Raw genomic sequence first — 20,320 nt, forward strand, 5'->3', positions numbered from 1 at the left:
CATTCGGTCTATTGAGTCTACGTTAGGGCGGTCTGCGCAGGGCAGGTGCAGATAGATCACACCTTCCAGAGTGTGAGACGTGTAGTCTCGCGCGGTGGATACCCGGCACAGGGGCCTCTTCGAGGCGTTGGAACGGTTCTACGACGCGCTGCCCCGGGACGCGGCCCACGCCGAACAGCACGGCGGTCTGGTGCTGTTCGTCCGGAACGGGGCGGGATGGCCGTTCTACGCCCGGCCCCGCCTCGACGCGGCCCCGCCGCCGTCGCTGGCGGACATCACCACCGTACGTGAACGGCAGCGGGAACTCGGCCTGCCGGAGACCTTCGAGTGGGTGCACGAGAACACCCCCGACCTGCTCGCGGTGGCCCGCTCGGCCGGCCTGGCCGTCGTCGAGGCACCCCTGATGGTGCTGGACCCGGCCGCCCTCGTCGACCCGGCGACCCTCACCGGCGTACCCGTGCGGCTGCTCGACGCCGACGCGCCCGACTTCGGCGCGGCGGTGGCCGCCCGCCGCGCCGTCGCCACCGTCGGCTTCTCCGCCCCCGGCACCGCCACCGGACCGGCCGGCGCGGCGGAGCGCGACGCCGCAGTCGGCGAACTGGACCTGGCGGCCCTGGCCGAGGAACGCGCCATGATCGCCGACGGGCGGCGGCTGTCCGCGCTGGCCGGCACCCCCGACCTGGGCGTCCTGGCCAGCGGCATGGCCATGCGGGTGGGCGACGTGGCGGAGATCGCCGGGGTGGCGACGCTGCCCGCCGCCCGGCGGCGGGGACTCGGCGCGGCCGTCACCGCCGCCCTGGCCCGGCAACTGCTGGCCGCCGGAACCTCACTGGTGTTCCTGTCCGCCGGTGACGAGGACATCGCCCGGGTGTACGTGCGGGTCGGCTTCCGCCGCGTCGGCACCGCCTGCATCGCCGAACCCGCCCCGCTCACCCCCTGAGCCCTCGCCCGCCCCGCGCCCCGGGCGGCTCAGGCAGGGGCGTCACCGGGACGGGGCCCGGCGGTGGGCGCACGACAGCCGGGCGGCTCAGGCGGTGGGTGGACGCCACCCGGGCGGCTCAGGTCAGGCGGTGGGTGGCGGACGCCACTGGGCGGCGACCGCGGCGGCGCTGCTGCGCAGCCGGGGGGTGATCGTGCCGAGGGCGGCGTCCCGGGCGCGCAGGGCCAACCGGCCCCGGGTCTGCAACACCGCCGACATCCGGCGCGTCTGGCGCACCACCGCCGCCGCCCGGGGCCGGCGCACCCGGTCGTACGCCGCGACGGCGTCGGGCAACCGGGACTCGCGCAGCAGGGCGGCGAGAGTCGCCGCGTCCTCGAACGCCAGGCAGGCGCCCTGGCCCAGGTGCGGCGGCATCGCGTGGGCCGCGTCGCCGAGCAGCACCACCCCACCCGGACCGGCCGGGAAGCCGTACGCCCGGGGCAGCGGACGCAGCTCCCGGATCTCCTGCTGCACCAGGTCCACCGGCTCGGTGGCGGCGAGCAGCTCGCCGATCGGCGCCGGCCAGCCCGCGAACCAGCGGCGCAGCAGCGCGAGCTGGGTCTCCGGCGGCTCGGGGCGGGGCGCCCCGGCCGCGGTGGCCACCCAGTAGATGCCGCCCCGGCTGGACGCCCCGGAGGATCCGCGCTCGCCCAGGGAGGCCGCCACGAAGCGGTAGCCGGCGCCCAGCACCTCCCCGCCGAGCGGCTGGTCGGCGGGCAGCCTGGGGGCCCGGTACCAGGGGATCACCGCCCGCCAGGCGGCGCAGCCGGAGCTGACCACGGCGGCTTCGGGAGCGAACTGACGGCGGATGGCGCTGTCGGTGCCGTCGGCGGCCACCAGCAGGTCCGCCTCGAACATGTGCCGGCCGTCACCCACCGCCGGGCGCTGCCCGGCCACGGCATGCACCGTGCGCACGGTGCACCCGGTGCGCAGCTCGACCTGCTCCCCCAGCCCGGCGATCAGGGCGTCGTGCAGGTCCTCCCGGTGCACCACCACCGGCACCCGGTCGTCGTCGGGGGTGGGACGCGGCTGCACCAGCCAGTGCCCGTCGGGCCGGCGGACGCCGCCGTCGGGCAGCGGCGTGGCGATCGCGTCCAGACCGGCACCCAGCCCGAGGGCGCGCAGCGCGCGGACGCCGTTGGGCCACAGCACGACGGCCGTCGGCTCGGGGCGGACCCGGTCGACCCGTTCCAGGAGGGTGACCCGCCAGCCGGACCGGGCCAGCGCACCGGCGACCGTCAGCCCGCCGAGCCCGGCGCCGACCACCACCGCGGTACGCATCGCCGCCCGCCCTCAGCTGTCGCGGTCGGAGGCGGCCCGGTCCGATGTCTGGTCTGTCCCGGTCGGGGTGCCGGCGTCCGCCGGGGCGGACCCCGCCGGGACCTCGGTGTCCGCCGGGACCTCGGTGTCCGCCGCCCCGGGGGGCAGTTCGCCGGTCTCCCGCCAGGCGCGGAAGCTCTCCTCGTCGACCACCCGGTAGCCCTCCGGCTGCCCCTTCGGCGCGGTCGCCTCCCGCGCGGACAGGTCGACCTGGGACAGGTCCGCCGCGCCGGCCGCGGTCGGCGCGGCCGGGGCCTCGATCGGGATCAGGTACTCCCGGGGGCCGCGCACCCGGACGAAGTAGACCAGCGCGCCGAGGAAGACCAGCGCGGCCGTCCACACGTTGAGGCGTACGCCGAGGATGGTGTTCGCCTCGTCGGTACGCATCAACTCGATCCAGAAGCGGCCGGTGGTGTAGCCCATGACGTACAGGGCGAACGCCCGGCCCCGGCCGAGCCGCAGCTTGCGGTCGAGCACCAGCACCAGCACCGCGACGCCCACGTTCCACAGCGCCTCGTAGGCGAAGGTGGGGTGGTAGAGCCCGGGTTCGAGGATCGGCTGCCCGGACTCGTCGCGCAACGCCTGACCGGGATTGTTCGGATCCATCCGGTGGATCTCCAGCCCCCACGGCAGGGTCGTCCGGCCGCCGTACAGCTCGTTGTTGAACCAGTTGCCGAGGCGGCCGACCGCCTGCGCCAGCGGCAGGCCGATGGCGAGCGCGTCGGCGATCACGGTCAACGGGATGCCGAGCTGCCGGGCGGCGAACCAGGCACCGACCGCGCCACCGGCCACGGCGCCCCAGATGCCGAGGCCGCCCTCCCAGATGGCGAACGCCGCCATCGGGTCGCCGCCGGTGCCGAAGTACTTCTCCGGCGAGCTGATCACGTGGTAGATCCGGGCACCGACGATGCCGGCCGGCACCGCCCAGACCGCGATGTCGAGCACCGCCCCCGGGGCGACGCCGCGCTGGCGCAGCCGTCGCTCGGTGACCCAGCAGGCCACCACGATGCCGAGGATGATACACAACGCGTACGCCCGGACGGGCAGCGGCCCGATCTGCCACACCGCGGTGCTGGGGCTGGGCAGGGCCGCCTGGGGGGTCAGCGAGGCGAGGTTCACGGGTGCACACGCTACCGCTGCGGACCCCTCCGACGGCACCCCGGTCCGGCTCGACCGCGCGCCGGAGCGTCCAGGCCGGGTCGCGGCGTAGGATTCGGGCTCATGAGGGCGCTCACCTGGGCGGTCGCCGCGGTCGTCACCGACGGGTCCGGCCGGGTGCTGCTCTGCCGGCAGAGTCCACCCGCCGCCTGGTACGCGCCGTCGGACGGGCACCCCGAACCCGCCGCCCGGTACGCGCTGCCGGGCGGGCGACTCCGTCCCGGGGAGGGGCCGGTCGAGGCGGTGGCCCGCGACATCCTGACCGAGACGGGCTGGCCCGTCGAGGTGGTCGACCTGGTGGGTCTCTACCGGCTGCTCCGGGCGGGTCCGACGCCGGCGGCCGGTCGGGCCGGCCCCCCGCCCGACGTGCTGGTCCACGTGTTCCGGGCCCGGGTCGGTGCCGCCGCGCCCGCGACCCGGCCGGCGGGTGGCTGCCACCTCTCCTGGCACGCCCCACCCGATCTGCCGGAGCAGCTCACCCCGACCACCCGGGCCGCGCTCGCCGACGCCCTGGCGGGCCGCTCCGGCGTGCTACGGACCTGGGCGGCGACGCCCCGGGCCCCATCGCAGCGCCCCGGAGCCTCGCCCGACGACGGCGCGGACACCCGCGCCCTCCCGTGACCCACCCGCGCCCCGCCCCCGGTACGTCGGTCGGTCGCGGGAGAGTGTGCCCGCGCGGACGCCGGTCAGGTCGCGGGGGCGCGGACGCCCTCGGCGAGTTCGGATGCCGGTCAGGTCGCGGGGGCGCGGACGCCCTCGGCGAGTTCGGCGCTCAGGGCACGCAGGGCGGTCAGACCGGCGGCCGGGTCGGGGGCGTCGAGGACGCAGCGGACGAGCGCGCTGCCGACGATCACCCCGTCGGCGTACCCGGCGACGGTGGCCGCCTGCGCCCCCGTACCCACACCCAGGCCGACGCCGACCGGCAGGTCGGTCACCCCACGCACCCGGGACACCAGCACCGGGGCCGCCTCCGAGGTCTGCGACCGGGCCCCGGTGACCCCCATGATCGCGGTGGCGTAGACGAAGCCACGGCAGTGTTCGGTGGTCATCCGCAGCCGCGCGTCGGTGGACGACGGGGACACCAGGAACGTGCGGTCCAGCCCGTACGCCTCGGAGGCGGCCAGCCACTCGCCGGCCTCCTCCGGGATCAGGTCGGGGGTGATCAGCCCGGTGCCGCCGGCGTTGGCGAGATCGCGGCCGAACGCGTCGACGCCGTACCGCTCGACCGGGTTCCAGTAGGTCATGGTGACCACCGGCGCGCCGGTGGCCGCGACCGCCTCGACGACGCGCAGCGCGTCGGCGGTGCGGACGCCGCCGGCCAGGGCGATGTCGCTGGCCCGCTGGATCACCGGGCCGTCCATCACCGGGTCGGAGTACGGGATCTCCACCTCGATGACGTCGACCCCGGCCTCGACCATCGCGGTCATCGCGGCGATGCTGCCCTCGACGGTCGGGAACCCGGCCGGCATGCAGCCGACCAGCACCGCCCGCCCGTCCGCGCGGGCCTTGTCGAACGCCACCCCGATCCGGCTCATGCCGTCCCTCACTCCTTGTCGAGGATGCCGAAGTACTCGCCGGCGGTGTGCACGTCCTTGTCGCCCCGCCCGGAGAGGTTGACCACCACGACCGGTTCCCGACCCAGCTCGGCGGCGAGCCGCGGGGCGATCTGCCGGGTGCCGGCGAGCGCGTGCGAGCTCTCGATCGCCGGGATGACGCCCTCGGTGCGGCAGAGCAGCTCGAACGCGGCCATCGCGTCGGCGTCGGTCACCGGCAGGTAGGTGGCCCGGCCGGTGTCGTGCAGCCAGGCGTGCTCCGGCCCGACGCCCGGGTAGTCCAGGCCGGCGGAGATCGAGTGCGACTCCACCGTCTGCCCGTCTTCGTCCTGGAGCACGTACGTGCGGGTGCCGTGCAGCACACCGGCGGAACCGCCGGTGATGCTGGCGGCGTGCCGGCCGGTGTCCACCCCGTCGCCGCCGGCCTCGAAGCCGTACAACCGCACGTCGGCGTCGTCGACGAAGGCGTGGAAGATGCCCAGCGCGTTGGAGCCGCCGCCGACGCAGGCGGTGACGGCGTCCGGCAGCGCACCGGTGAGGTCGAGGCACTGCTGGCGGGCCTCGTCGCCGATGCCCCGGACGAAGTCGCGGACCATCGCCGGGAACGGGTGCGGGCCGGCGGCGGTGCCGATCAGGTAGTGGGTGTCGTCGACGTTGGCCACCCAGTCGCGCATCGCCTCGTTCATCGCGTCCTTGAGGGTGCGCGAGCCGGTGGTGACCGGCACGACGGTGGCGCCCAGCATCCGCATCCGGGCGACGTTGAGCGCCTGGCGCTCGGTGTCGACCTGGCCCATGTAGACGACGCAGTCCAGGTCGAACAGGGCGGCGGCGGTGGCGGTGGCGACGCCGTGCTGGCCGGCGCCGGTCTCGGCGATGACGCGCCTCTTGCCCATCCGCTTCGTCAGCAGCGCCTGCCCGAGCACGTTGCGCACCTTGTGCGCGCCGGTGTGGTTCAGGTCCTCCCGCTTGAGCAGCACCCGGGCACCGACCTGGGCGGAGAACCGCCGGGCCTCGTAGAGCAGCGACGGCGTTCCGGCGTAGTCGCGCAGCAGTGCGCCGAACTCCGCCCGGAACGCCTCGTCGGCCGTCGCGGTGCGCCACGCCCCGTCCAGCTCGTCCAGCGCGGCCACCAGGGCCTCGGGGACGAAACGACCACCGAAGCGGCCGAAGTGGCCGGCGGGGTCGGGGAACGCTGCGGCCGGGGCGGCCAGCGCGTCGGCGCTCATGGCGGGGTTCCTCTCGCTGCGTGACCCGGCGCGCGGCTAGCGCGCCGGGCGGGGCGTCGCCGGGTGGTTGCCGGCGTTGACCAGCTCGGCCACCGCCTCCCGGGGGCTCTTCTGGGTGACCAGACCCTCGCCGACCAGCACGGCGTCGGCGCCGGCCGAGGCGTACCGGATCAGGTCGTGCGGGCCGCGTACCCCGGATTCCGCGATCTTGACGACGCTGCTGGGCAGGCCGGGCGCGATCCGTTCGAACACCGAGCGGTCGACCTCCAGGGTACGCAGATTGCGCGCGTTGACGCCGATCACCTGCGCGCCGGCCTCCAGGGCCCGGTCGGCCTCCTCCTCGTCGTGCACCTCGACCAGGGCGGTCATCCCGAGGGACTCGATCCGCTCCAGCAGGCCCACCAGGGCGTTCTGCTCCAACGCGGCGACGATCAGCAGGACCAGGTCGGCGCCGTGCGCCCGGGCCTCGTGCACCTGGTAGCTGGACACCACGAAGTCCTTGCGCAACACCGGAATCTGCACGGCGGCCCGCACGGCGGCCAGGTCGTCCAGCGAGCCGCCGAACCAGCGCCCCTCGGTCAGCACGCTGATCACCCGCGCGCCACCGGCAGCGTAGTCACCCGCCAGGTCGGCCGGGTCGGCGATCTCGGCGAGCTGACCCTTCGAGGGCGAGGACCGCTTGACCTCGGCGATCACGCCCACGCCCGGCTTGCGCAGGGCCGCGTACGCGTCGAGCGGTGGCGGTGCCGCAGCCGCCAGTTCACGGATCCGCTCGAGCGGAACCTGCTCCTGCCGCCGGGCCACGTCCTCGCGGACGCCGACCAGGATCTCGTCGAGCACACTGACGGGCGCCGCCGGACCGGCTTCGTCCCCCTCCGCGTGCGCATGCTCAGCAGTCACCAACGGACTCCCCTCTCCGGGTGTCATGGGCCGATGCTAGGGGGCGCCACCTGGCGACAGGCGCCGGGGGTATGGCGCGCCTCACGAGATGGGCTGCGGCATAATGGCCGACTTCGGCGAACGGAGCGTGACACTGTGTCACGCCCTCCCCCGCTTCCGCGTCACGAAGCTCATCGATGCCCGCCCATGCCCCATTCCACCACGCGGCGCGGGTCGGGCGCAGCGCGCCGGGGCCGGGCGCGATGTGACCAAGCTCAAGGGTGACCTGGGACCTAGGTCCCTTCCCTGGTGGCGGGCACCGCCAGCAGAGTTGACCCGTGGGTCACCACCGCGAAACGTGAGCCGGCCACCATCGTCCCAGGGCAGACTCGATGACGTGTCCGCCCACCCGCCACCGACGACCTCCCAAGAGGTGATCATGAACCCCTCCGGGCCCCACCAGACCATCGGCCTGACGACCATCTCCCGGACCGTCGCGTCGCTCGCCGTCGGCGTGGTGCACACGCTGGAACGCGCCGTGGTGGGCGAGGCACGGGTGCGCACCGCCCAGGGCAACGCCTGGGAGGCGGTCTGCGCCGACCGGGCCCGCGCCGACCAGCGCGCCGAACTCGACCGCCTGGTGGCCGAGCTGTCGGCCGCCCGGGCCGCCGCCCGGGACCGCCAGCCGGTCAGCTGACCGTCGGGTCCTCGCCCCGGTCCAGGGCGTCCCACGCCTGGGTGGTGCCCCGGCCCTCGATCGGGCCGGCCGGCTGGGGCGCCGCCGGCCCGCCCGGCCGGGTCGTCACCTGGCCGGGCCGGGCCGGACGCTCGTAGCGGGCCCCCATCGCCGGCCACCGGCCGCCCCGCCACCCGGTCAGCAGGCCGCCGCCGGCGGTGAGGAGCCCGCCGACGAGGCACAACGCCGGCCACTGCCGGCTCACCTCGCCGTCGAACCCGGCGACCAGCCCCTGGACGCCGCCCGCCGCCACGGCGAGCCCGAGCAGCGCCAGCAGCCCGCCCAGCACCTGCCGCAGCCGGCCCCGGGTGGCCAGCACCGCGCCGCCGCCGGCCAGTGCGACCACCGCCAGCGCCGGCAACCACGGCACCAGCGCCGCACCGGTACTGGTGTCGCGCACCGGCGGCAGCGGGGCCGGGCGGGCGCTCAACTCGACCGCCCAGGTCCGGGTGGCCGCCCACAGGGCCAGGCCCGCGCCGGCCAGGCAGAGCAGCACCGCGTAGGTCAGCTCCCGCCGCCCCGCCGGCCCGCCCCGGGTCACCGCGCCGGCCGGTGCGGGAGCGGGGCTCACCGGGCCGCCCGCAGCGTCTCGGCGGCGGCGATCGCGGCGAGCACGGCGGCGGCCTTGCTGCGGGTCTCCTGGTCCTCCGCGGCCGGATCCGAGTCGGCCACGACGCCCGCCCCGGCCTGCACGTACGCCCGCCCGTCGCGGATCAGCGCGGTGCGGATCGCGATGGCCATGTCCAGGTCGCCGCCGAAGCCGAAGTAGCCCACGGTGCCGCCGTAGAGCCCCCGCCGGACCGGCTCCAGTTCCTCGATGATCTCCATGGCGCGCACCTTGGGGGCGCCGGACAGGGTGCCCGCCGGGAAGGTGGCGGCCAACGCGTCGAAGGCGGAGCGGTCCTCGCGCAGCGTGCCCACCACCGTCGAGACAATGTGCATGACGTGGCTGTACCGCTCGATCGTGGCGAACTCGGGCACCTCGACCGTGCCCGGCAGGCAGACCCGCCCCAGGTCGTTGCGGCCCAGGTCGACCAGCATCACGTGCTCGGCCCGCTCCTTCGGGTCGGTGAGCAGTTCGGCGGCGAGCCGGGCGTCCGCCTCCGGGGTGGCGCCCCGCGGCCGGGTCCCCGCGATGGGGTGCAGCAACGCCCGGCGGTGCCCCTCGGCGTCCGCCGTCACCTTCAGGTGTGCCTCCGGCGACGAGCCGACCACGTCGAAGCCGTCGAAGCGCAGCAGGTACATGTAGGGGCTGGGGTTGGTGGTGCGCAGCACCCGGTAGACGTCCAACGGGTCGGCGTCGGTCTCCCGCTCGAACCGCTGCGCCAGCACGATCTGGAAGCACTCGCCGGCCCGGATCGCCTCCTTGGCCGCCTCCACCGCCTTCGGGTAACCACCGTCGGGCGTACGGCTGCGTACCCGGTCCACCGCCGGCCTGGCCACCGTGGAGATCATCGGCGGGATCGGCCGGGACAGCGCGGTCGTCATCGCGTCCAGCCGGCCCACCGCGTGGTGGTACGCCGCCGCCACCCGGTCCGCGCGCTCCGGTTCGTCCGGCGCCGGCAGGACCGCGTTCGCGACGAGGATCGCCGAACCGTCGTAGTGGTCGAGCACCACCAGGTCGGTCGCGAGCATCATGCCCAGTTCGGGCAGCCCGAGGTCGTCCTCGGTCAGCGCCGGCAGTCGCTCGAACCGCCGGACCAGGTCGTAGCCGAGGTAGCCGACCATGCCGCCGGTCAGCGGGGGCAGGTCGCCGCCGGCCTCGGCGGCCGGCCCGGCGAGCGCGGCCACGGTGGCCCGCAGCACCCGCACCGGGTCCCCGGTGGTCGGCAGGCCGGCCGGCGGGGTGCCGGTCCAGACGGCCACCCCGTTCCGCTCGGTCAGCGTGGCACTGCTGCGCACCCCGATGAACGAGTAGCGGGACCAGGCCATCCCGGCCGAACCGACACCCTGCTCGGCGGACTCCAGCAGGAACGTGCCGGGGCCGCCGGCCAGCTTGCGGTAGACCCCGACCGGGGTCTCGGCGTCGGCGAGCAGCCGCCGGGTGACGGGCACGACCCGCCAGCGGGCCGCCAGGTCGGTGAAGGTGGCGAGGTCGGGGCTCACCGAGCCGTCCGTCATGACTCCTCCCGGGCGCCGGTCACCGGCAGGTCCTCGAAGAAGCAGGTGCGGTGCCCGGTGTGGCAGGCCGCGCCCAACTGGTCGACGCTGACCAGGATCGCGTCGCCGTCACAGTCCATCGCCACCGACCGGACGTACTGGTGGTGGCCGGAGGTGGCGCCCTTCACCCAGTACTCGCCCCGGCTGCGGGACCAGTAGGTGGCCCGGCCGGTGGTCAGGGTGCGGTGCAGCGCCTCGTCGTCCATCCAGGCGACCATCAGCACCTCGCCGGAGTCGTGCTGGCGCACCACCGCGGCGACCAGGCCGTCGGGGGTGCGGCGCAGCCGGGCGGCGATGGACGGGTCGAGCCGGGACGTCCGGCCCGGGGCGGGTTGCTGCGGGCTGGGGTGGGCGCCGCTCACCGGCGCGTCAGGTACGGGCACAGTGAGCCATTGTCCCGCACCCGCCGTGCGCCCCGGTGCCGCCTCCCGGCGGGGGCGGGGCGGCCGGCCGGCGGGCCGGCCGAGCTGGGCCACGTAACGCCGGAGCCGACCGTCCACCAGGGCCGCAGCCAGGTCCGCGCCGGCCACCTCGGCGATCTCGGCCGCGTACGGGCGCACCAGCGGCAGCGTGCCGCCGACGAGGCGGCTGGCGGCGGCGGCGAGCTGGCCCACGGAGCCGGGCCGCAGCCCGAGGCAGAGCAGCATGTCCTCCCGGTAGCCGGCCGGCGCCACGGGCAGGTCGAGCGCGGCGGACAGGGCGGAGCGGCGGGACACCACCCGCACGGACGGGTTCGCCAGCCGCAGCACCGAGGGGGTGAGGCGGGCCAGGTCGGCGGCGGCCAGCCGGATTCCGAGCTGGTCCCCGGCGTCCCGCGCCCCGGCGACCTTACCCAGCGTGGCAATCAACTCCTCCAGCCGCGGCTCGTCGGCCGGCTGGCAGAGCACGGGCAGGTCGATCCGGGGCCGCCAGTGCGGCTCCGCCCAGAGCAGCCGGGCGGGCGCGGTGACCGGCAGCCCGAACGCCCAGTCGGCGGGCTCACCCAGCCGGACGATCCAGGACCGGACGTCCCGCGACGCCACCGACAGGTGGGTCAACCGGCCCGAGTGCTCGGCGAGGTACGCCCGGCGGGCCGCGTACGGAGCGCCGCCGACCAGCACGTCCACGTCGACGTCGCTGTGGGCGGTGGCGGCCCGTCGGGCGTGGCTGCCGCGCAGCAGGATGCCGACCACGGGCCGGTCCGCACCCGCCCGCAGCCGGGCAGCCCACTCGTCGAGAAAGCCGCTGTCCGGTGACGGAGCGTGATCCACCGCGCCATCGTGCCGTACGTCCGATCAGGGTGCAATGCCCGTTGCCGGACTCTGTGTCCGGTCCGCAGGACCCCGATCGTGCTGGTGGCCGAGTCGCGCGGTCGACGGGTCGTTGCGCGACCGGGCATATGTCATCTAGCGTTGAGTTCAACGTCCGATGAGTTTTGGGGAGGTGGGCGATGGAGAACGCGATCGCCGTCCGGGACCTGGTCGTGGACCGGGGCGGGCGGCGGGTGCTGCACGGGCTCAGCACCACCGTGCCGGCCGGCGCGGTCACCGGGCTGCTCGGCCCGAGCGGCAGCGGCAAGACGACCCTGATGCGGGCCGTGGTCGGGGTGCAGCGGGTCGCCGCCGGCACGGTCACCGTGCTGGGCCGACCAGCCGGCACCGCCGAGCTGCGACACCGGGTCGGCTACCTGACCCAGGCGCCCAGCGTCTACGCCGACCTGACCGTGCGGGAGAACGCCCGCTACTTCGCCGCCCTGCACGGACGCGGCCGGGCCGAGGCCGACCGGGCCGTCGCCGACGTGGGGCTCGCCCCGGCCGCCGGCCAACTGGTGGGCACCCTGTCCGGCGGCCAGCGCAGCCGGGCCTCGCTGGCCTGTGCGTTGGTCGGCGAGCCGGAGCTGCTGGTGCTCGACGAACCCACCGTCGGGCAGGACCCGGTGCTGCGGGCCGACCTGTGGGCCCGGTTCCACGCGCTGGCCGCCGCCGGCACCACCCTGCTCGTCTCCAGCCACGTGATGGACGAGGCGGCACGCTGCGACCGGCTGCTACTGGTCCGCGCCGGGCGGATCGTCGCCGACGACACCCCCGACGCGGTACGCGCCGCCGCCGGGGTCGACGACCTGGACGAAGCGTTCCTGCGCCTGATCCGGGCCACCGAACGCGCCGCGTCGGACGCCGACGCCGAACGGGAGGTGTCGTCGTGAACCCACGGATCCTGACCGCCACGACCGGCCGCATCCTGCGCCAGCTGCGCCACGACCGGCGCACCGTCGCGCTGCTGGTGGTGGTGCCGGCGGTGCTGCTGGCCCTGGTCCACTTCATGTACGTCGACCAGCCGACGCCGCCGGGACAGCCGTCGACCTTCGACCGGGTGGCGCTGGTGATGCTCGGCGTCTTCCCCTTCGTGATCATGTTCCTGGTGACCAGCATCGCGATGCTCCGGGAACGCACCACCGGCACCCTGGAACGGCTGCTGACCACCCCGCTGGGCAGGCTCGACCTGCTCTTCGGCTACGGCATCGCGTTCGGGCTGGCCGCCGTCGGGCAGGCGGTGGTCGCCTCGGCCGTCGCGTACGGCCTCCTCGGCCTGCACACCGCCGGCGGCAGCGGCCTGGTCATCATGATCGCCGCGCTGAACGCCGTACTCGCCGTGGCCCTCGGGCTGTTCTGCTCCGCCTTCGCCCGCACGGAGTTCCAGGCCGTACAGTTCATGCCGGTCGTGGTCGTCCCGCAGCTGCTGCTGTGCGGGCTGTTCGTACCGCGCGACGAGATGGCCGGCTGGTTGCAGGCGGTCAGCGACGTACTGCCCCTGTCGTACGCCGTCGAGGCCCTTCAGGAGGTCGGCGCGCACGCCGACCCGACGGCCACGATGTGGCGCGACGTCGCGGTGGTCGGCGGGGCGGTGGTGCTGGCGCTGGTTCTCTCGGCGGCCACCCTGCGCCGCCGCAGCGGCTGACCCGTGTCTCCGGTCGGGCTGCCGGCGGCCCGACCGGAGACGCGCGACGACGAGCGAAGGGTGACGATGACACGGCGGACCGGACGTCGACCCGGCAACCCGGACACCCGGGAGGCGATCCTGACAGCCGCCCGGGCGGCATTCGCCGACCGGGGCTTCGACGCGACCACGATCCGGTCGGTGGCCGCCTCGGCGGGTGTCGACCCGGCGCTGGTGCACCACTACTTCGGCAGCAAGGACAAGCTGTTCCTCGCCGCCATGCAGGCCCCGCTGGACCCGGGCGAGCTGGTGCCGCGGATCCTGGCCGGCGACCCCGAGGGCGTCGGCGAACGCCTCGTCCGGGCGTTCCTCGGGGTGTGGGACTCACCCGCCGGTACCGCCGGGGTGGCGCTGCTGCGCACGGCGGTGACCACCGAGTGGGCCGCGCGGCTGCTCCGGGAGTTCCTGGTCACCCAGGTGCTGCGCCGCATCCAGGAGCACCTCCCCGGCGACCGGAGGCAGCTCCCACTGCGTGGTTCGCTGGCCGCCAGCCAGCTGCTCGGGCTGGTCATGATGCGCTACGTGATCCGGCTGGAGCCGGTCGCCTCCGCCACGCCGCAGGCTCTCGTCGCGGCCGTCGGGCCCACCGTGCAGCGCTACCTGACCGGCGACCTGGCCGGCGTCTTCGACGATCCGGCGGGCGCCGTGGCGCACCGCTAGCCGCCCCGGACCGGGGGCATCGACGGCCCGCACGGTGGGGCGGGTCAGCGGCCGGCGGGGCGGATCAACGCTGGTCGGCGGTCCCCCGGACGGCCGCCCGGGGGCAGAGCACCGGGTGCAGGGCACGGGCCAACCCCGCCCGGTCGGTCACCGGGTCGGTGAACGCGAGCCGGGCCCGGCGCCGCGCGCCCGGTCGACCGAAGGAGACCAGCAGGCCGTACCGGTCGACGCGCTCCACCCGGGGCGTCCACCGCGGATCGTCGGCGACCAGGCCGAGCTGCCGGCGCAGGTACCCGGTCAGCCGCTCGCTGTGCCGCTCGGCGAGTTCGGTCAGCAGTTCCGCCTCCACCGGGTGCAGCGGGTCGGGTTCGGCCCCGGCGTACTCGACGGGATCGATCCGGCGGACGGTGCCGGCGCGTTCCCAGCGGACCTCGACCACCTCGAATCGGTACAGCCGGAACCGGGTGCCCACGTCGAGCAGGTCGCCGGTGGGCTCCACGGCGGCGAAGTCGAGCGCTGCGCTGCGGGCCTCGTCACCGTCGAGTCGCCCCGCCCAGCCGGAGACCCAGGCACGGCCCAGTGACGGCGCACCGGCCGCCGGGGGCAGGTCGAGCACGTCCAGCACCACCGCGACCTCCCCGCCACCCCCGGTGGGGCGCAGCGCGCCGGCCAGGTCGCTGACCACCGGCACGAGCAGCAGCACCCGCCCGTCGGGGTCGGTGGCGTGCCGCACGTGGTAGGGGCCGGGCCGGTGCGCCAGGTGGGCGAGACCGGGAAGCCGGCCCGCGACGAGGGTGCGGACGATCTCGGCGGGGCTGGGCCGCATGGCACGACCTCCTTAAGGTTAGGCTTACCTAACTCGGAGGGTAGAGCACCGCGCCGGCCCCGTCTACCTGGTCTGCTCCAACCACGAGGCGTAGAGCAGCGCGTACACCGACTCCGGATCCCGGACCAGCTCGTCGTGCGGCCCGCGCTGCACGATCCGGCCCCGGTCCACCACGATCACCTCGTCGGCGGCCTGGGCCGTGGACAACCGGTGCGCGATCGCGAGCGTCGTCCGACCCCGGGTCACCGCGTCCAGGGTGCGTTGCAGCCGCACCTCGGTCGCCGGGTCCACCGCGCTCGTCGCCTCGTCCAGCACCAGCAGATCCGGGTCGGCCACGTACGCCCGGGCCAGCGCGACCAGCTGCCGCTCCCCCACGCTCAGCGCCTCACCCCGCTCCCCGACCGGGGTGAGCAGGCCCGACGGCAGACCGTCCAGCCAGTCGGCCAGCCCCAGCTCGGTGAACGCGGTGGTGAGCTGCGCGTCGGTCAGCTCCGGACGAGCGAAGCGGACATTCTCCGCCACCGTCGCGTCGAACAGGAAGCCGTCCTGCGGCACCATCACCACCCGGGCCCGCAGCGAGTCGAACCGCACCTGCGTCAGCGGCACCCCGGACAGCAGCACCTCCCCCTCGGTCGGATCCATCAGCCGGGTGAGCAGCTTCGCGAACGTGGTCTTGCCGCTGCCCGTCTCGCCGACCACCGCCACCCGGCTCTTCGCCGCGATGTCCAGCGTGACGTCGTGCAGCACCGGCGGGCCGCCCGGATAGGCGAAGCCGACCCCCGCGAACCGGACGTCCAGCGGCCCCGACGGCAACGCCCGGCCCCGCTCGCCCGGGTCGGCGACGTCCGGGGCCATGTCCAGCACGTCCAGCACCCGTCGCCAGCCCGCGATGGCGTTCTGCGCCTCGTTGAGCACCTCGGTGGCGATCTGCACCGGCTGGATGAACAGGGTCACCAGGAACAGGAACGCGGTCACCTCACCGATGGTCAGCGTCTGGTCGGCCCCGAGGACCACCCCCAGCGCCACCACCCCGGCCAACGCCAGCCCCGCCGCCAGCTCGCCCACCGAACTGCCCAGGATGCTGATCCGGATCGCCTTCTGCTGGGCCTGACGCTGGCCGTCGATCGCCTCGTCCAACCGGCGGGCCGTCCGCCCCGCGATCCCGTACGCGCGGATCACCGGCGCACCGACCACGCTCTCCCCGATCGCGCCCAGCAGCGCGCCGGTGCGCTGGCGCACCACCCCGTAGGCGGCCCCCAGCCGCTGCTGCAACGACCGGATGATGAACACCGCGGGCAGGAACGCGGCGAACACCACCAGCGTCAACTGCCAGGAGTACACGACCATCACCGCCGTGGTGACCGCGAGCTGCCCCAGGTTGACCAGCAGGATCACGCCGCCCCACTGGAGGAACTGGGTGATCTGGTCGACGTCGCTGGTCACCCGGGACACCAGGGACCCGCGCCGCTCCGACTGCTGGTGCAGCATCGACAGGTCGTGCACATGGCGGAACGCCCGCACCCGGACGCCCGCCAGGGCCGTCTCGCTGACGGTGAACAGTCGGCGCATCATCAGGTAGCCGCAGGTGGTGGTCACCACCAGCACGGAAGCGGTCACGGCGACCACGCCGTAGAGCGCGCCGAGATCCAGGCCGCCGCTGATGCCGTTGTCGATGCCCTGCTGCACCGCCACAGGCACGGCCACCCGGCCGACCATGTAGACCAGTGCCAGCCCCAGGGTGCCGACCAGACCGACGCGCAGCTCCGGGGAGAGCGACAGCCCTCGGCGCAGGGTGTGCCAGGTCGACTCGGCCGCCGCCACGGGCTTCTCGGCCACCACGGGCTTCCCGGTCACCGTCGCGCTCATCGGGCCCGCCTTCCGTCCGCCGCCGCGCCGCACCGCGTCGCACTCACCGGTCCACCTCCAGGCCGGAGGACACCTGCGTGACCTCGTCGAAACCGCGGTGCGGGTCGTCGTCCACCTCGGCCTGCTCGTAGGCGGTGACCAGGTCGATGTAGCCGGGCACCGTGGCGAGCAGCTCGGTGTGGGTGCCCCGGGCCAGCACCCGCCCCTGCTCCACATAGATCACCTCGTCGGCGAGGGCGATGGTGGCCCGCCGGTACGCCACCACCAGGATCGACGCGGCCGGTCCGCCGCCCGCCGAGGCGCGCAGCCCCGCCAGGATCGCCGCCTCCACCCGGGGGTCGACGGCGCTGGTCGCGTCGTCGAGCACCAGCAGCCGGGGGCTGCCGGCGAGGGCGCGGGCCAGGGTGAGCCGCTGTCGCTGCCCGCCGGACAGCGACGTGCCACGCTCGCCGACCATGGTGTCCAGCCCGTCGGGCAGGGCCGCGACGAACCCGTCGGCCTCGGCCAGCCGCAACGCCGCCCAGACGGTCTCGTCGTCGATGCCCGGCCGGTCCAGGGCGATGTTCGCCCGCACGGTGTCGTCGAAGACGAACGGCACCTGGGCGACCAGGGCGGCGGTGCGGGCCAGCGAGTCGGCCGTCAGCTCCCGCACGTCCACCCCGTCGATGGCGACCGTGCCGGCCAGCGGGTCGACCAGCCGCACGGCCAACGAGGCGACGGTCGACTTGCCGGCGCCGGTCGGCCCGACCAGGGCCACGGTGCGACCCGCCGGGACGGTGAAGGAGACCTCGCCGAGCACCTGCGCACCGGGCAGGTGCGCCTCGGCCGGCTCGTAGCCGAAGCCGACGCCGGTGAAGGTCAGGGTGGCCGGGCGGGGGTCGGCCGGATCCAGGACGGTGTCGCCGTACGGCATCTCGCCGGTGGCGTCGAGCACCCGGCTGACCCGGTCCCAGCCGGCGACGCTGCGCGGCAGCTCGGCCAGCACCCAGCCGATGGCCCGCACCGGGAACGCCAGCACCGTGAACAGGAACGCCACGCTGACCAGCTCGGTGACCGTGATGGCGCCCCCGCGCAGCCGGATCGCGCCGACCACCAGCACGGCGAGGGTGCCGAGGCTGGGCAGGGTCTCCAGCATCGGGTCGAACACGCCCCGCAGCCTGCCCACGGAGATCAGCGCGTCGCGCAGCTCACCGGCGCGGGCCGCGAACCGGTCGGCCTCCTGCGCCTCGCGACCCATCGTCTTGACCACGAGCGCCCCGTCGAAGCTCTCGTGGGCGATGCCGCTGACCTCGGCGCGCAGCCGCTGGGCGCGGGCCTGGCGGGGGGCCATCCGTCGGGAGTAGACGACGTTGAGCGCGAACAGCGCCGGGAAGACGGCCAGGCCGACGAGGGCCAGCGCCCAGTCGGTGACGAACAGCGAGACCACGGCGCCGATCAGCATCACCAGCGTGCCCACGGCGAAGGGCAGCGGGGCGATCGGGTACCAGGCGGCCTCCACGTCGGAGTTGGCGTTGGACAGCAGGGTGCCGGTGGCGTTGCGGTGGTGCCAGGACAGCGGCAGGTCGAGGTAGCGACGGGTGACCCGCCGGCGGTAGGCGGCCTGGAGGCGGAACTGCATGTAGCCGGCGCCCAGCCGGCGGCCGAAGATGCCGACCACCCGCAGCACGCTGATCCCGATCAGGGCCGCCGCGGCGAGGGCCAGCACCCCGACCCCGACCGAGCCGCGCTCCACCGCCGGGACGACCACCTCGCCGACCACCGCGCCGACCACGAAGGCGCTGCCGATCACCATCAGGCCGAACAGCACGCTCCCACTGACCGCGACCGCGAAGATCCGCGGTTGTTCCCGGATCGCCCGCCCGAGAACGCCCAGGCCACGGCCGAGCACATCCCGATTTGTCCTGCTCGCCAACGCTCTCCCCCGCCGTAAGCCGCCATTATCTCCCTCATCCTTACGGGTCGGGAACCCCCGTGCCGACCCGGGGGCGATATGTCTGCCGTCACCATCGTCCCGTCACCCGGACCACCACAGCGCCGCCCACCCGCGCCACCTACCGCGCCGACGCCGCACCGCCCGGCCGCCCGGGCCACCCGCCCGACCCACGGGCGCCACGGCCGACCCTGGCAGTCCCCGACGCGCCGAACGAGCCGCGCGGCCCTACGATCACTGGCATGTCGCGGTACGCCCGTTCGGAGCGCGAGGCGCTCACCGACCTGATGTCAACCCTGGGACCTGACGCACCGACGGTCAACGAGGGCTGGACGGTCCGTGACCTCGCCGCCCACCTGGTGGTGCGGGAACGCCGGCCGGACGCGGCCGGCGGCATCGTGATCAAGCCCCTGGCGGGCTACACCGAGCGGGTCCGGCTCTCGGTCGCCGCGCGCCCCTGGGCGGATCTGCTCGACCAGGTGCGACGGCCGCCGCTGTGGAGCCCGACGAGCAACCCGTTGACCGACGAGCTGGTCAACACCATGGAGTTCTTCATCCACCACGAGGACGTGCGGCGCGCCCAGCCGGAGTGGCAGCCGCGCGACCTGCCGCCCGGCCTGCAGGCCGCGCTGTGGCGACGCACCTCCGCGATGGCCCGGCTGGCGCTGCGTCGCTTCCCCGCCGCCCTGCGCGTGCAGGCGCCGGGGCACGGCGAGCGGTCGGTGGGCCGGGGTGGCGAGCCGCTGCGCCTGGTGGGGCCACCGGGCGAGCTGACGCTGTTCCTGTCGGGCCGGCAGCGGGTCTCCCGGGTCCAGATCGACGGGTCGGCGCCCCTGACGGAGCGGCTGCGGAGCACCCACCTGGGCTTCTGACACAGGGTACGGAGACCGTCACCGTACTGCCCGAATTGTTACTCACCGATCGACCCGTCCCGATCGGCTGCTCCCGTTACGCTGTCCCGCACCGCCCGCCCCGGGCGGCGCGACAGGGAGCACCATGCGGACCTTTGCGGTCTCGACACTGCGGGAACCCCCCTTCCCGGCTGGCCGGCACGACGGCACGGAACAGGTGGCCCGGGACAGCGTCAACTGGGCCCGCGAGCACGACCTGATCCCGTCCGGCCGGCGGCTGGACCGGCTGCGGCGGGCCGACGCGGCGGGGCTGGCCGGCCGGGCGGGGCCCGACGCGCCGCTCGACCGGCTGCGCCTGCTGGCCGACCTGATCACCTGGCTGTTCGTGATGGACGACGCCTGCGACGAGGACGGTCTCGGCGCCACGCCGACCCGCCTGAACCCCACGGTCTGCGGGCTGCTCGACGTGCTGGACCGACACGGCGCCCCCGGCCCGCCGCCCCCGGGTGCCGCCGAACTGGGCGTCGCGCTCGACGACCTGTGCCGGCGGGTCCGCGCCCGGGGTCGCCCGGCGACGCTGCTGCGCTTCGTCGCGGAGATGCGGGAGTACCTGCTCGCCCTGCTCTGGGAGGCGGGCAACCGGGAGCATCGCCGGGTGCCGCCGCCGGACGAGTACGCGCAGATGCGCCGCCACACCGGAGGGGTGCGCCCCTGCCTGACCCTGACCGACCTGGCGTTGGGCGTGCCGCCGTCGGCCGATTGGCGGGCCGCCCCCGACTGGGTCGTGCTGGACCTGCTCGCCACCGACCTGGTGTGCTGGTGCAACGACGTCGTGTCCTACGGCAAGGAGCAACACGTCGCACCCGACCCGCACAACCTGGTCACGGTGCTCGCCGCCGGAGACGGCGACGGTGAGGCGGCGGCGCTGCGGGCCGCCGCGGGCCGGTTCAACCGAGGGTTGGACGCCTTCGTACGGGTGGAACGGGTGCTGCGGGCCGACCCGGCCCCCGGCGTCGACCGGGCGTTGGCGGTCCGGTGCAACTGGGTCCGGGCGACCTACGACTGGTCCCTGGCGGTGGCCAGGTACGCCTGAACTGCCCGTTCGTCCCGCGAACCGGGCCATCGGATGATCGTCGGGGCTAGCCGATGCGCGGGTGCACGCAATACCCTTCGGTAACGAACACCGACGTGACGACTGTCACG

At 75.1% G+C, this 20,320-nt stretch carries 19 protein-coding genes and 1 pseudogene; 8 read left to right on the forward strand and 12 right to left on the reverse strand.

Features of this window, described 5'->3' with window-relative positions; genetic code table 11:
* The first annotated feature begins 94 nt into the window (after nucleotides 1-94).
* Nucleotides 95-940, forward strand: a complete 846-nt coding sequence (locus GA0070616_RS04140) for a GNAT family N-acetyltransferase (protein WP_245712651.1) — start codon at nucleotides 95-97, stop codon at nucleotides 938-940.
* Between the two features lie 123 nt (nucleotides 941-1,063).
* Here the strand turns inward: GA0070616_RS04140 and GA0070616_RS04145 are convergent, their stop codons facing one another.
* Both GA0070616_RS04145 and lgt read right to left on the reverse strand, forming a co-directional pair.
* On the reverse strand, nucleotides 1,064-2,260 hold the full coding sequence (locus tag GA0070616_RS04145) for an FAD-dependent oxidoreductase (RefSeq protein WP_091076490.1): 1,197 nt from the start codon (nucleotides 2,258-2,260) through the stop codon (nucleotides 1,064-1,066).
* A 12-nt stretch (nucleotides 2,261-2,272) separates the two neighbouring features.
* Nucleotides 2,273-3,418: a prolipoprotein diacylglyceryl transferase gene (gene lgt, locus GA0070616_RS04150; protein ID WP_091076493.1), complete on the reverse strand. Its 1,146-nt coding sequence runs from the start codon at nucleotides 3,416-3,418 to the stop codon at nucleotides 2,273-2,275.
* A 102-nt stretch (nucleotides 3,419-3,520) separates the two neighbouring features.
* Here lgt and GA0070616_RS04155 point away from each other — a divergent pair, with 102 nt between their 5' ends.
* The gene (locus GA0070616_RS04155; protein WP_091076497.1) at nucleotides 3,521-4,078 is read left to right on the forward strand and encodes an NUDIX hydrolase; all 558 of its coding nucleotides are present in this window, start codon (nucleotides 3,521-3,523) and stop codon (nucleotides 4,076-4,078) included.
* 110 nt (nucleotides 4,079-4,188) lie between these two features.
* Here the strand turns inward: GA0070616_RS04155 and trpA are convergent, their stop codons facing one another.
* From trpA to trpC, 3 genes are read right to left on the reverse strand one after another with little or no spacing between them, the layout of a single operon-like run.
* The gene (gene trpA, locus GA0070616_RS04160) at nucleotides 4,189-4,992 is read right to left on the reverse strand and encodes a tryptophan synthase subunit alpha (RefSeq protein WP_091076503.1); all 804 of its coding nucleotides are present in this window, start codon (nucleotides 4,990-4,992) and stop codon (nucleotides 4,189-4,191) included.
* Between the two features lie 8 nt (nucleotides 4,993-5,000).
* Nucleotides 5,001-6,236 (reverse strand): tryptophan synthase subunit beta, encoded by a 1,236-nt coding sequence (gene trpB / locus GA0070616_RS04165; RefSeq protein ID WP_091076506.1) that lies wholly within the window; start codon nucleotides 6,234-6,236, stop codon nucleotides 5,001-5,003.
* A gap of 36 nt (nucleotides 6,237-6,272) precedes the next feature.
* Nucleotides 6,273-7,076, reverse strand: coding sequence for an indole-3-glycerol phosphate synthase TrpC (trpC, locus tag GA0070616_RS04170; RefSeq protein WP_175440234.1), 804 nt, complete (start codon nucleotides 7,074-7,076; stop codon nucleotides 6,273-6,275).
* A 478-nt stretch (nucleotides 7,077-7,554) separates the two neighbouring features.
* Here trpC and GA0070616_RS04175 point away from each other — a divergent pair, with 478 nt between their 5' ends.
* On the forward strand, nucleotides 7,555-7,812 hold the full coding sequence (locus tag GA0070616_RS04175; protein ID WP_091089844.1) for a hypothetical protein: 258 nt from the start codon (nucleotides 7,555-7,557) through the stop codon (nucleotides 7,810-7,812).
* Here GA0070616_RS04175 and GA0070616_RS04180 read toward each other — a convergent pair.
* The 4 genes and pseudogenes from GA0070616_RS04180 to GA0070616_RS29290 form a co-directional block, all read right to left on the reverse strand.
* Nucleotides 7,805-8,422, reverse strand: a complete 618-nt coding sequence (locus GA0070616_RS04180) for a Trp biosynthesis-associated membrane protein (RefSeq protein WP_245712652.1) — start codon at nucleotides 8,420-8,422, stop codon at nucleotides 7,805-7,807. The genes GA0070616_RS04175 and GA0070616_RS04180 overlap by 8 nt on opposite strands.
* Complete coding sequence (locus GA0070616_RS04185; RefSeq protein WP_091076513.1) at nucleotides 8,419-9,972, reverse strand: anthranilate synthase component I; 1,554 nt, start codon at nucleotides 9,970-9,972, stop codon at nucleotides 8,419-8,421. Before GA0070616_RS04185 ends, GA0070616_RS04180 begins: the two co-directional genes overlap by 4 nt.
* A complete protein-coding gene (gene hisI / locus GA0070616_RS28650; protein ID WP_091089841.1) occupies nucleotides 9,969-10,394 on the reverse strand; it encodes a phosphoribosyl-AMP cyclohydrolase in 426 nt (141 codons plus the stop codon). The genes GA0070616_RS04185 and hisI overlap by 4 nt, the downstream gene beginning before the upstream one ends.
* A gap of 243 nt (nucleotides 10,395-10,637) precedes the next feature.
* Nucleotides 10,638-11,261 (reverse strand): annotated as a pseudogene (locus GA0070616_RS29290) (phosphoribosyl-AMP cyclohydrolase); the annotation flags it as partial.
* Nucleotides 11,262-11,440: 179 nt separating this feature from the next.
* On the opposite strand from GA0070616_RS29290, the gene GA0070616_RS04195 reads away from it, so the two are divergent.
* The 3 genes from GA0070616_RS04195 (at nucleotide 11,441) to GA0070616_RS04205 (ending at nucleotide 13,644) form a co-directional block, all read left to right on the forward strand.
* On the forward strand, nucleotides 11,441-12,193 hold the full coding sequence (locus GA0070616_RS04195) for an ABC transporter ATP-binding protein (protein WP_091076517.1): 753 nt from the start codon (nucleotides 11,441-11,443) through the stop codon (nucleotides 12,191-12,193).
* Nucleotides 12,190-12,945 carry an ABC transporter permease gene (locus tag GA0070616_RS04200; RefSeq protein WP_091076520.1) on the forward strand — a complete coding sequence of 252 codons (756 nt, stop codon included), beginning with the start codon at nucleotides 12,190-12,192 and terminating at the stop codon, nucleotides 12,943-12,945. Before GA0070616_RS04195 ends, GA0070616_RS04200 begins: the two co-directional genes overlap by 4 nt.
* A 66-nt stretch (nucleotides 12,946-13,011) precedes the next feature.
* Nucleotides 13,012-13,644 (forward strand): TetR/AcrR family transcriptional regulator, encoded by a 633-nt coding sequence (locus tag GA0070616_RS04205; protein ID WP_091089848.1) that lies wholly within the window; start codon nucleotides 13,012-13,014, stop codon nucleotides 13,642-13,644.
* Between the two features lie 64 nt (nucleotides 13,645-13,708).
* On the opposite strand, the gene GA0070616_RS04210 is transcribed toward GA0070616_RS04205, so the two are convergent.
* From GA0070616_RS04210 to GA0070616_RS04220, 3 genes are all read right to left on the reverse strand, one after another.
* Entirely contained in the window at nucleotides 13,709-14,470 is a 762-nt protein-coding gene (locus GA0070616_RS04210; protein WP_091076523.1) for a DUF2470 domain-containing protein, read from the reverse strand.
* A gap of 63 nt (nucleotides 14,471-14,533) precedes the next feature.
* Complete coding sequence (locus GA0070616_RS04215) at nucleotides 14,534-16,336, reverse strand: ABC transporter ATP-binding protein (RefSeq protein ID WP_091076527.1); 1,803 nt, start codon at nucleotides 16,334-16,336, stop codon at nucleotides 14,534-14,536.
* Nucleotides 16,337-16,379: 43 nt separating this feature from the next.
* Nucleotides 16,380-18,248 (reverse strand): ABC transporter ATP-binding protein, encoded by a 1,869-nt coding sequence (locus GA0070616_RS04220; protein WP_091076530.1) that lies wholly within the window; start codon nucleotides 18,246-18,248, stop codon nucleotides 16,380-16,382.
* Nucleotides 18,249-18,508: 260 nt separating this feature from the next.
* On the opposite strand from GA0070616_RS04220, the gene GA0070616_RS04225 reads away from it, so the two are divergent.
* Nucleotides 18,509-19,138 carry a TIGR03085 family metal-binding protein gene (locus tag GA0070616_RS04225; protein WP_091076534.1) on the forward strand — a complete coding sequence of 210 codons (630 nt, stop codon included), beginning with the start codon at nucleotides 18,509-18,511 and terminating at the stop codon, nucleotides 19,136-19,138.
* 124 nt (nucleotides 19,139-19,262) lie between these two features.
* Nucleotides 19,263-20,210, forward strand: coding sequence for a terpene synthase family protein (locus GA0070616_RS04230; RefSeq protein ID WP_091076538.1), 948 nt, complete (start codon nucleotides 19,263-19,265; stop codon nucleotides 20,208-20,210).
* The last annotated feature ends 110 nt before the right edge of the window (nucleotides 20,211-20,320 follow it).

Source organism: Micromonospora nigra (genome assembly GCF_900091585.1).
In the GTDB taxonomy this organism is placed as follows: domain Bacteria; phylum Actinomycetota; class Actinomycetes; order Mycobacteriales; family Micromonosporaceae; genus Micromonospora; species Micromonospora nigra.

What these genes read in the sequence shown, in the direction of transcription:
- GA0070616_RS04145 (WP_091076490.1), bottom strand. Translation starts at nt 2,260, where the DNA reads ATGCGTACCGCGGTGGTGGTCGGCGCCGGGCTCGGCGGGCTGACGGTC.
- GA0070616_RS04155 (WP_091076497.1), top strand. Translation starts at nt 3,521, where the DNA reads ATGAGGGCGCTCACCTGGGCGGTCGCCGCGGTCGTCACCGACGGGTCC.
- trpA (WP_091076503.1), bottom strand. Translation starts at nt 4,992, where the DNA reads ATGAGCCGGATCGGGGTGGCGTTCGACAAGGCCCGCGCGGACGGGCGG.
- trpB (WP_091076506.1), bottom strand. Translation starts at nt 6,236, where the DNA reads ATGAGCGCCGACGCGCTGGCCGCCCCGGCCGCAGCGTTCCCCGACCCC.
- GA0070616_RS04175 (WP_091089844.1), top strand. Translation starts at nt 7,555, where the DNA reads ATGAACCCCTCCGGGCCCCACCAGACCATCGGCCTGACGACCATCTCC.
- GA0070616_RS04185 (WP_091076513.1), bottom strand. Translation starts at nt 9,972, where the DNA reads ATGACGGACGGCTCGGTGAGCCCCGACCTCGCCACCTTCACCGACCTG.
- GA0070616_RS04195 (WP_091076517.1), top strand. Translation starts at nt 11,441, where the DNA reads ATGGAGAACGCGATCGCCGTCCGGGACCTGGTCGTGGACCGGGGCGGG.
- GA0070616_RS04205 (WP_091089848.1), top strand. Translation starts at nt 13,012, where the DNA reads ATGACACGGCGGACCGGACGTCGACCCGGCAACCCGGACACCCGGGAG.
- GA0070616_RS04210 (WP_091076523.1), bottom strand. Translation starts at nt 14,470, where the DNA reads ATGCGGCCCAGCCCCGCCGAGATCGTCCGCACCCTCGTCGCGGGCCGG.
- GA0070616_RS04215 (WP_091076527.1), bottom strand. Translation starts at nt 16,336, where the DNA reads ATGAGCGCGACGGTGACCGGGAAGCCCGTGGTGGCCGAGAAGCCCGTG.
- GA0070616_RS04225 (WP_091076534.1), top strand. Translation starts at nt 18,509, where the DNA reads ATGTCGCGGTACGCCCGTTCGGAGCGCGAGGCGCTCACCGACCTGATG.
- GA0070616_RS04230 (WP_091076538.1), top strand. Translation starts at nt 19,263, where the DNA reads ATGCGGACCTTTGCGGTCTCGACACTGCGGGAACCCCCCTTCCCGGCT.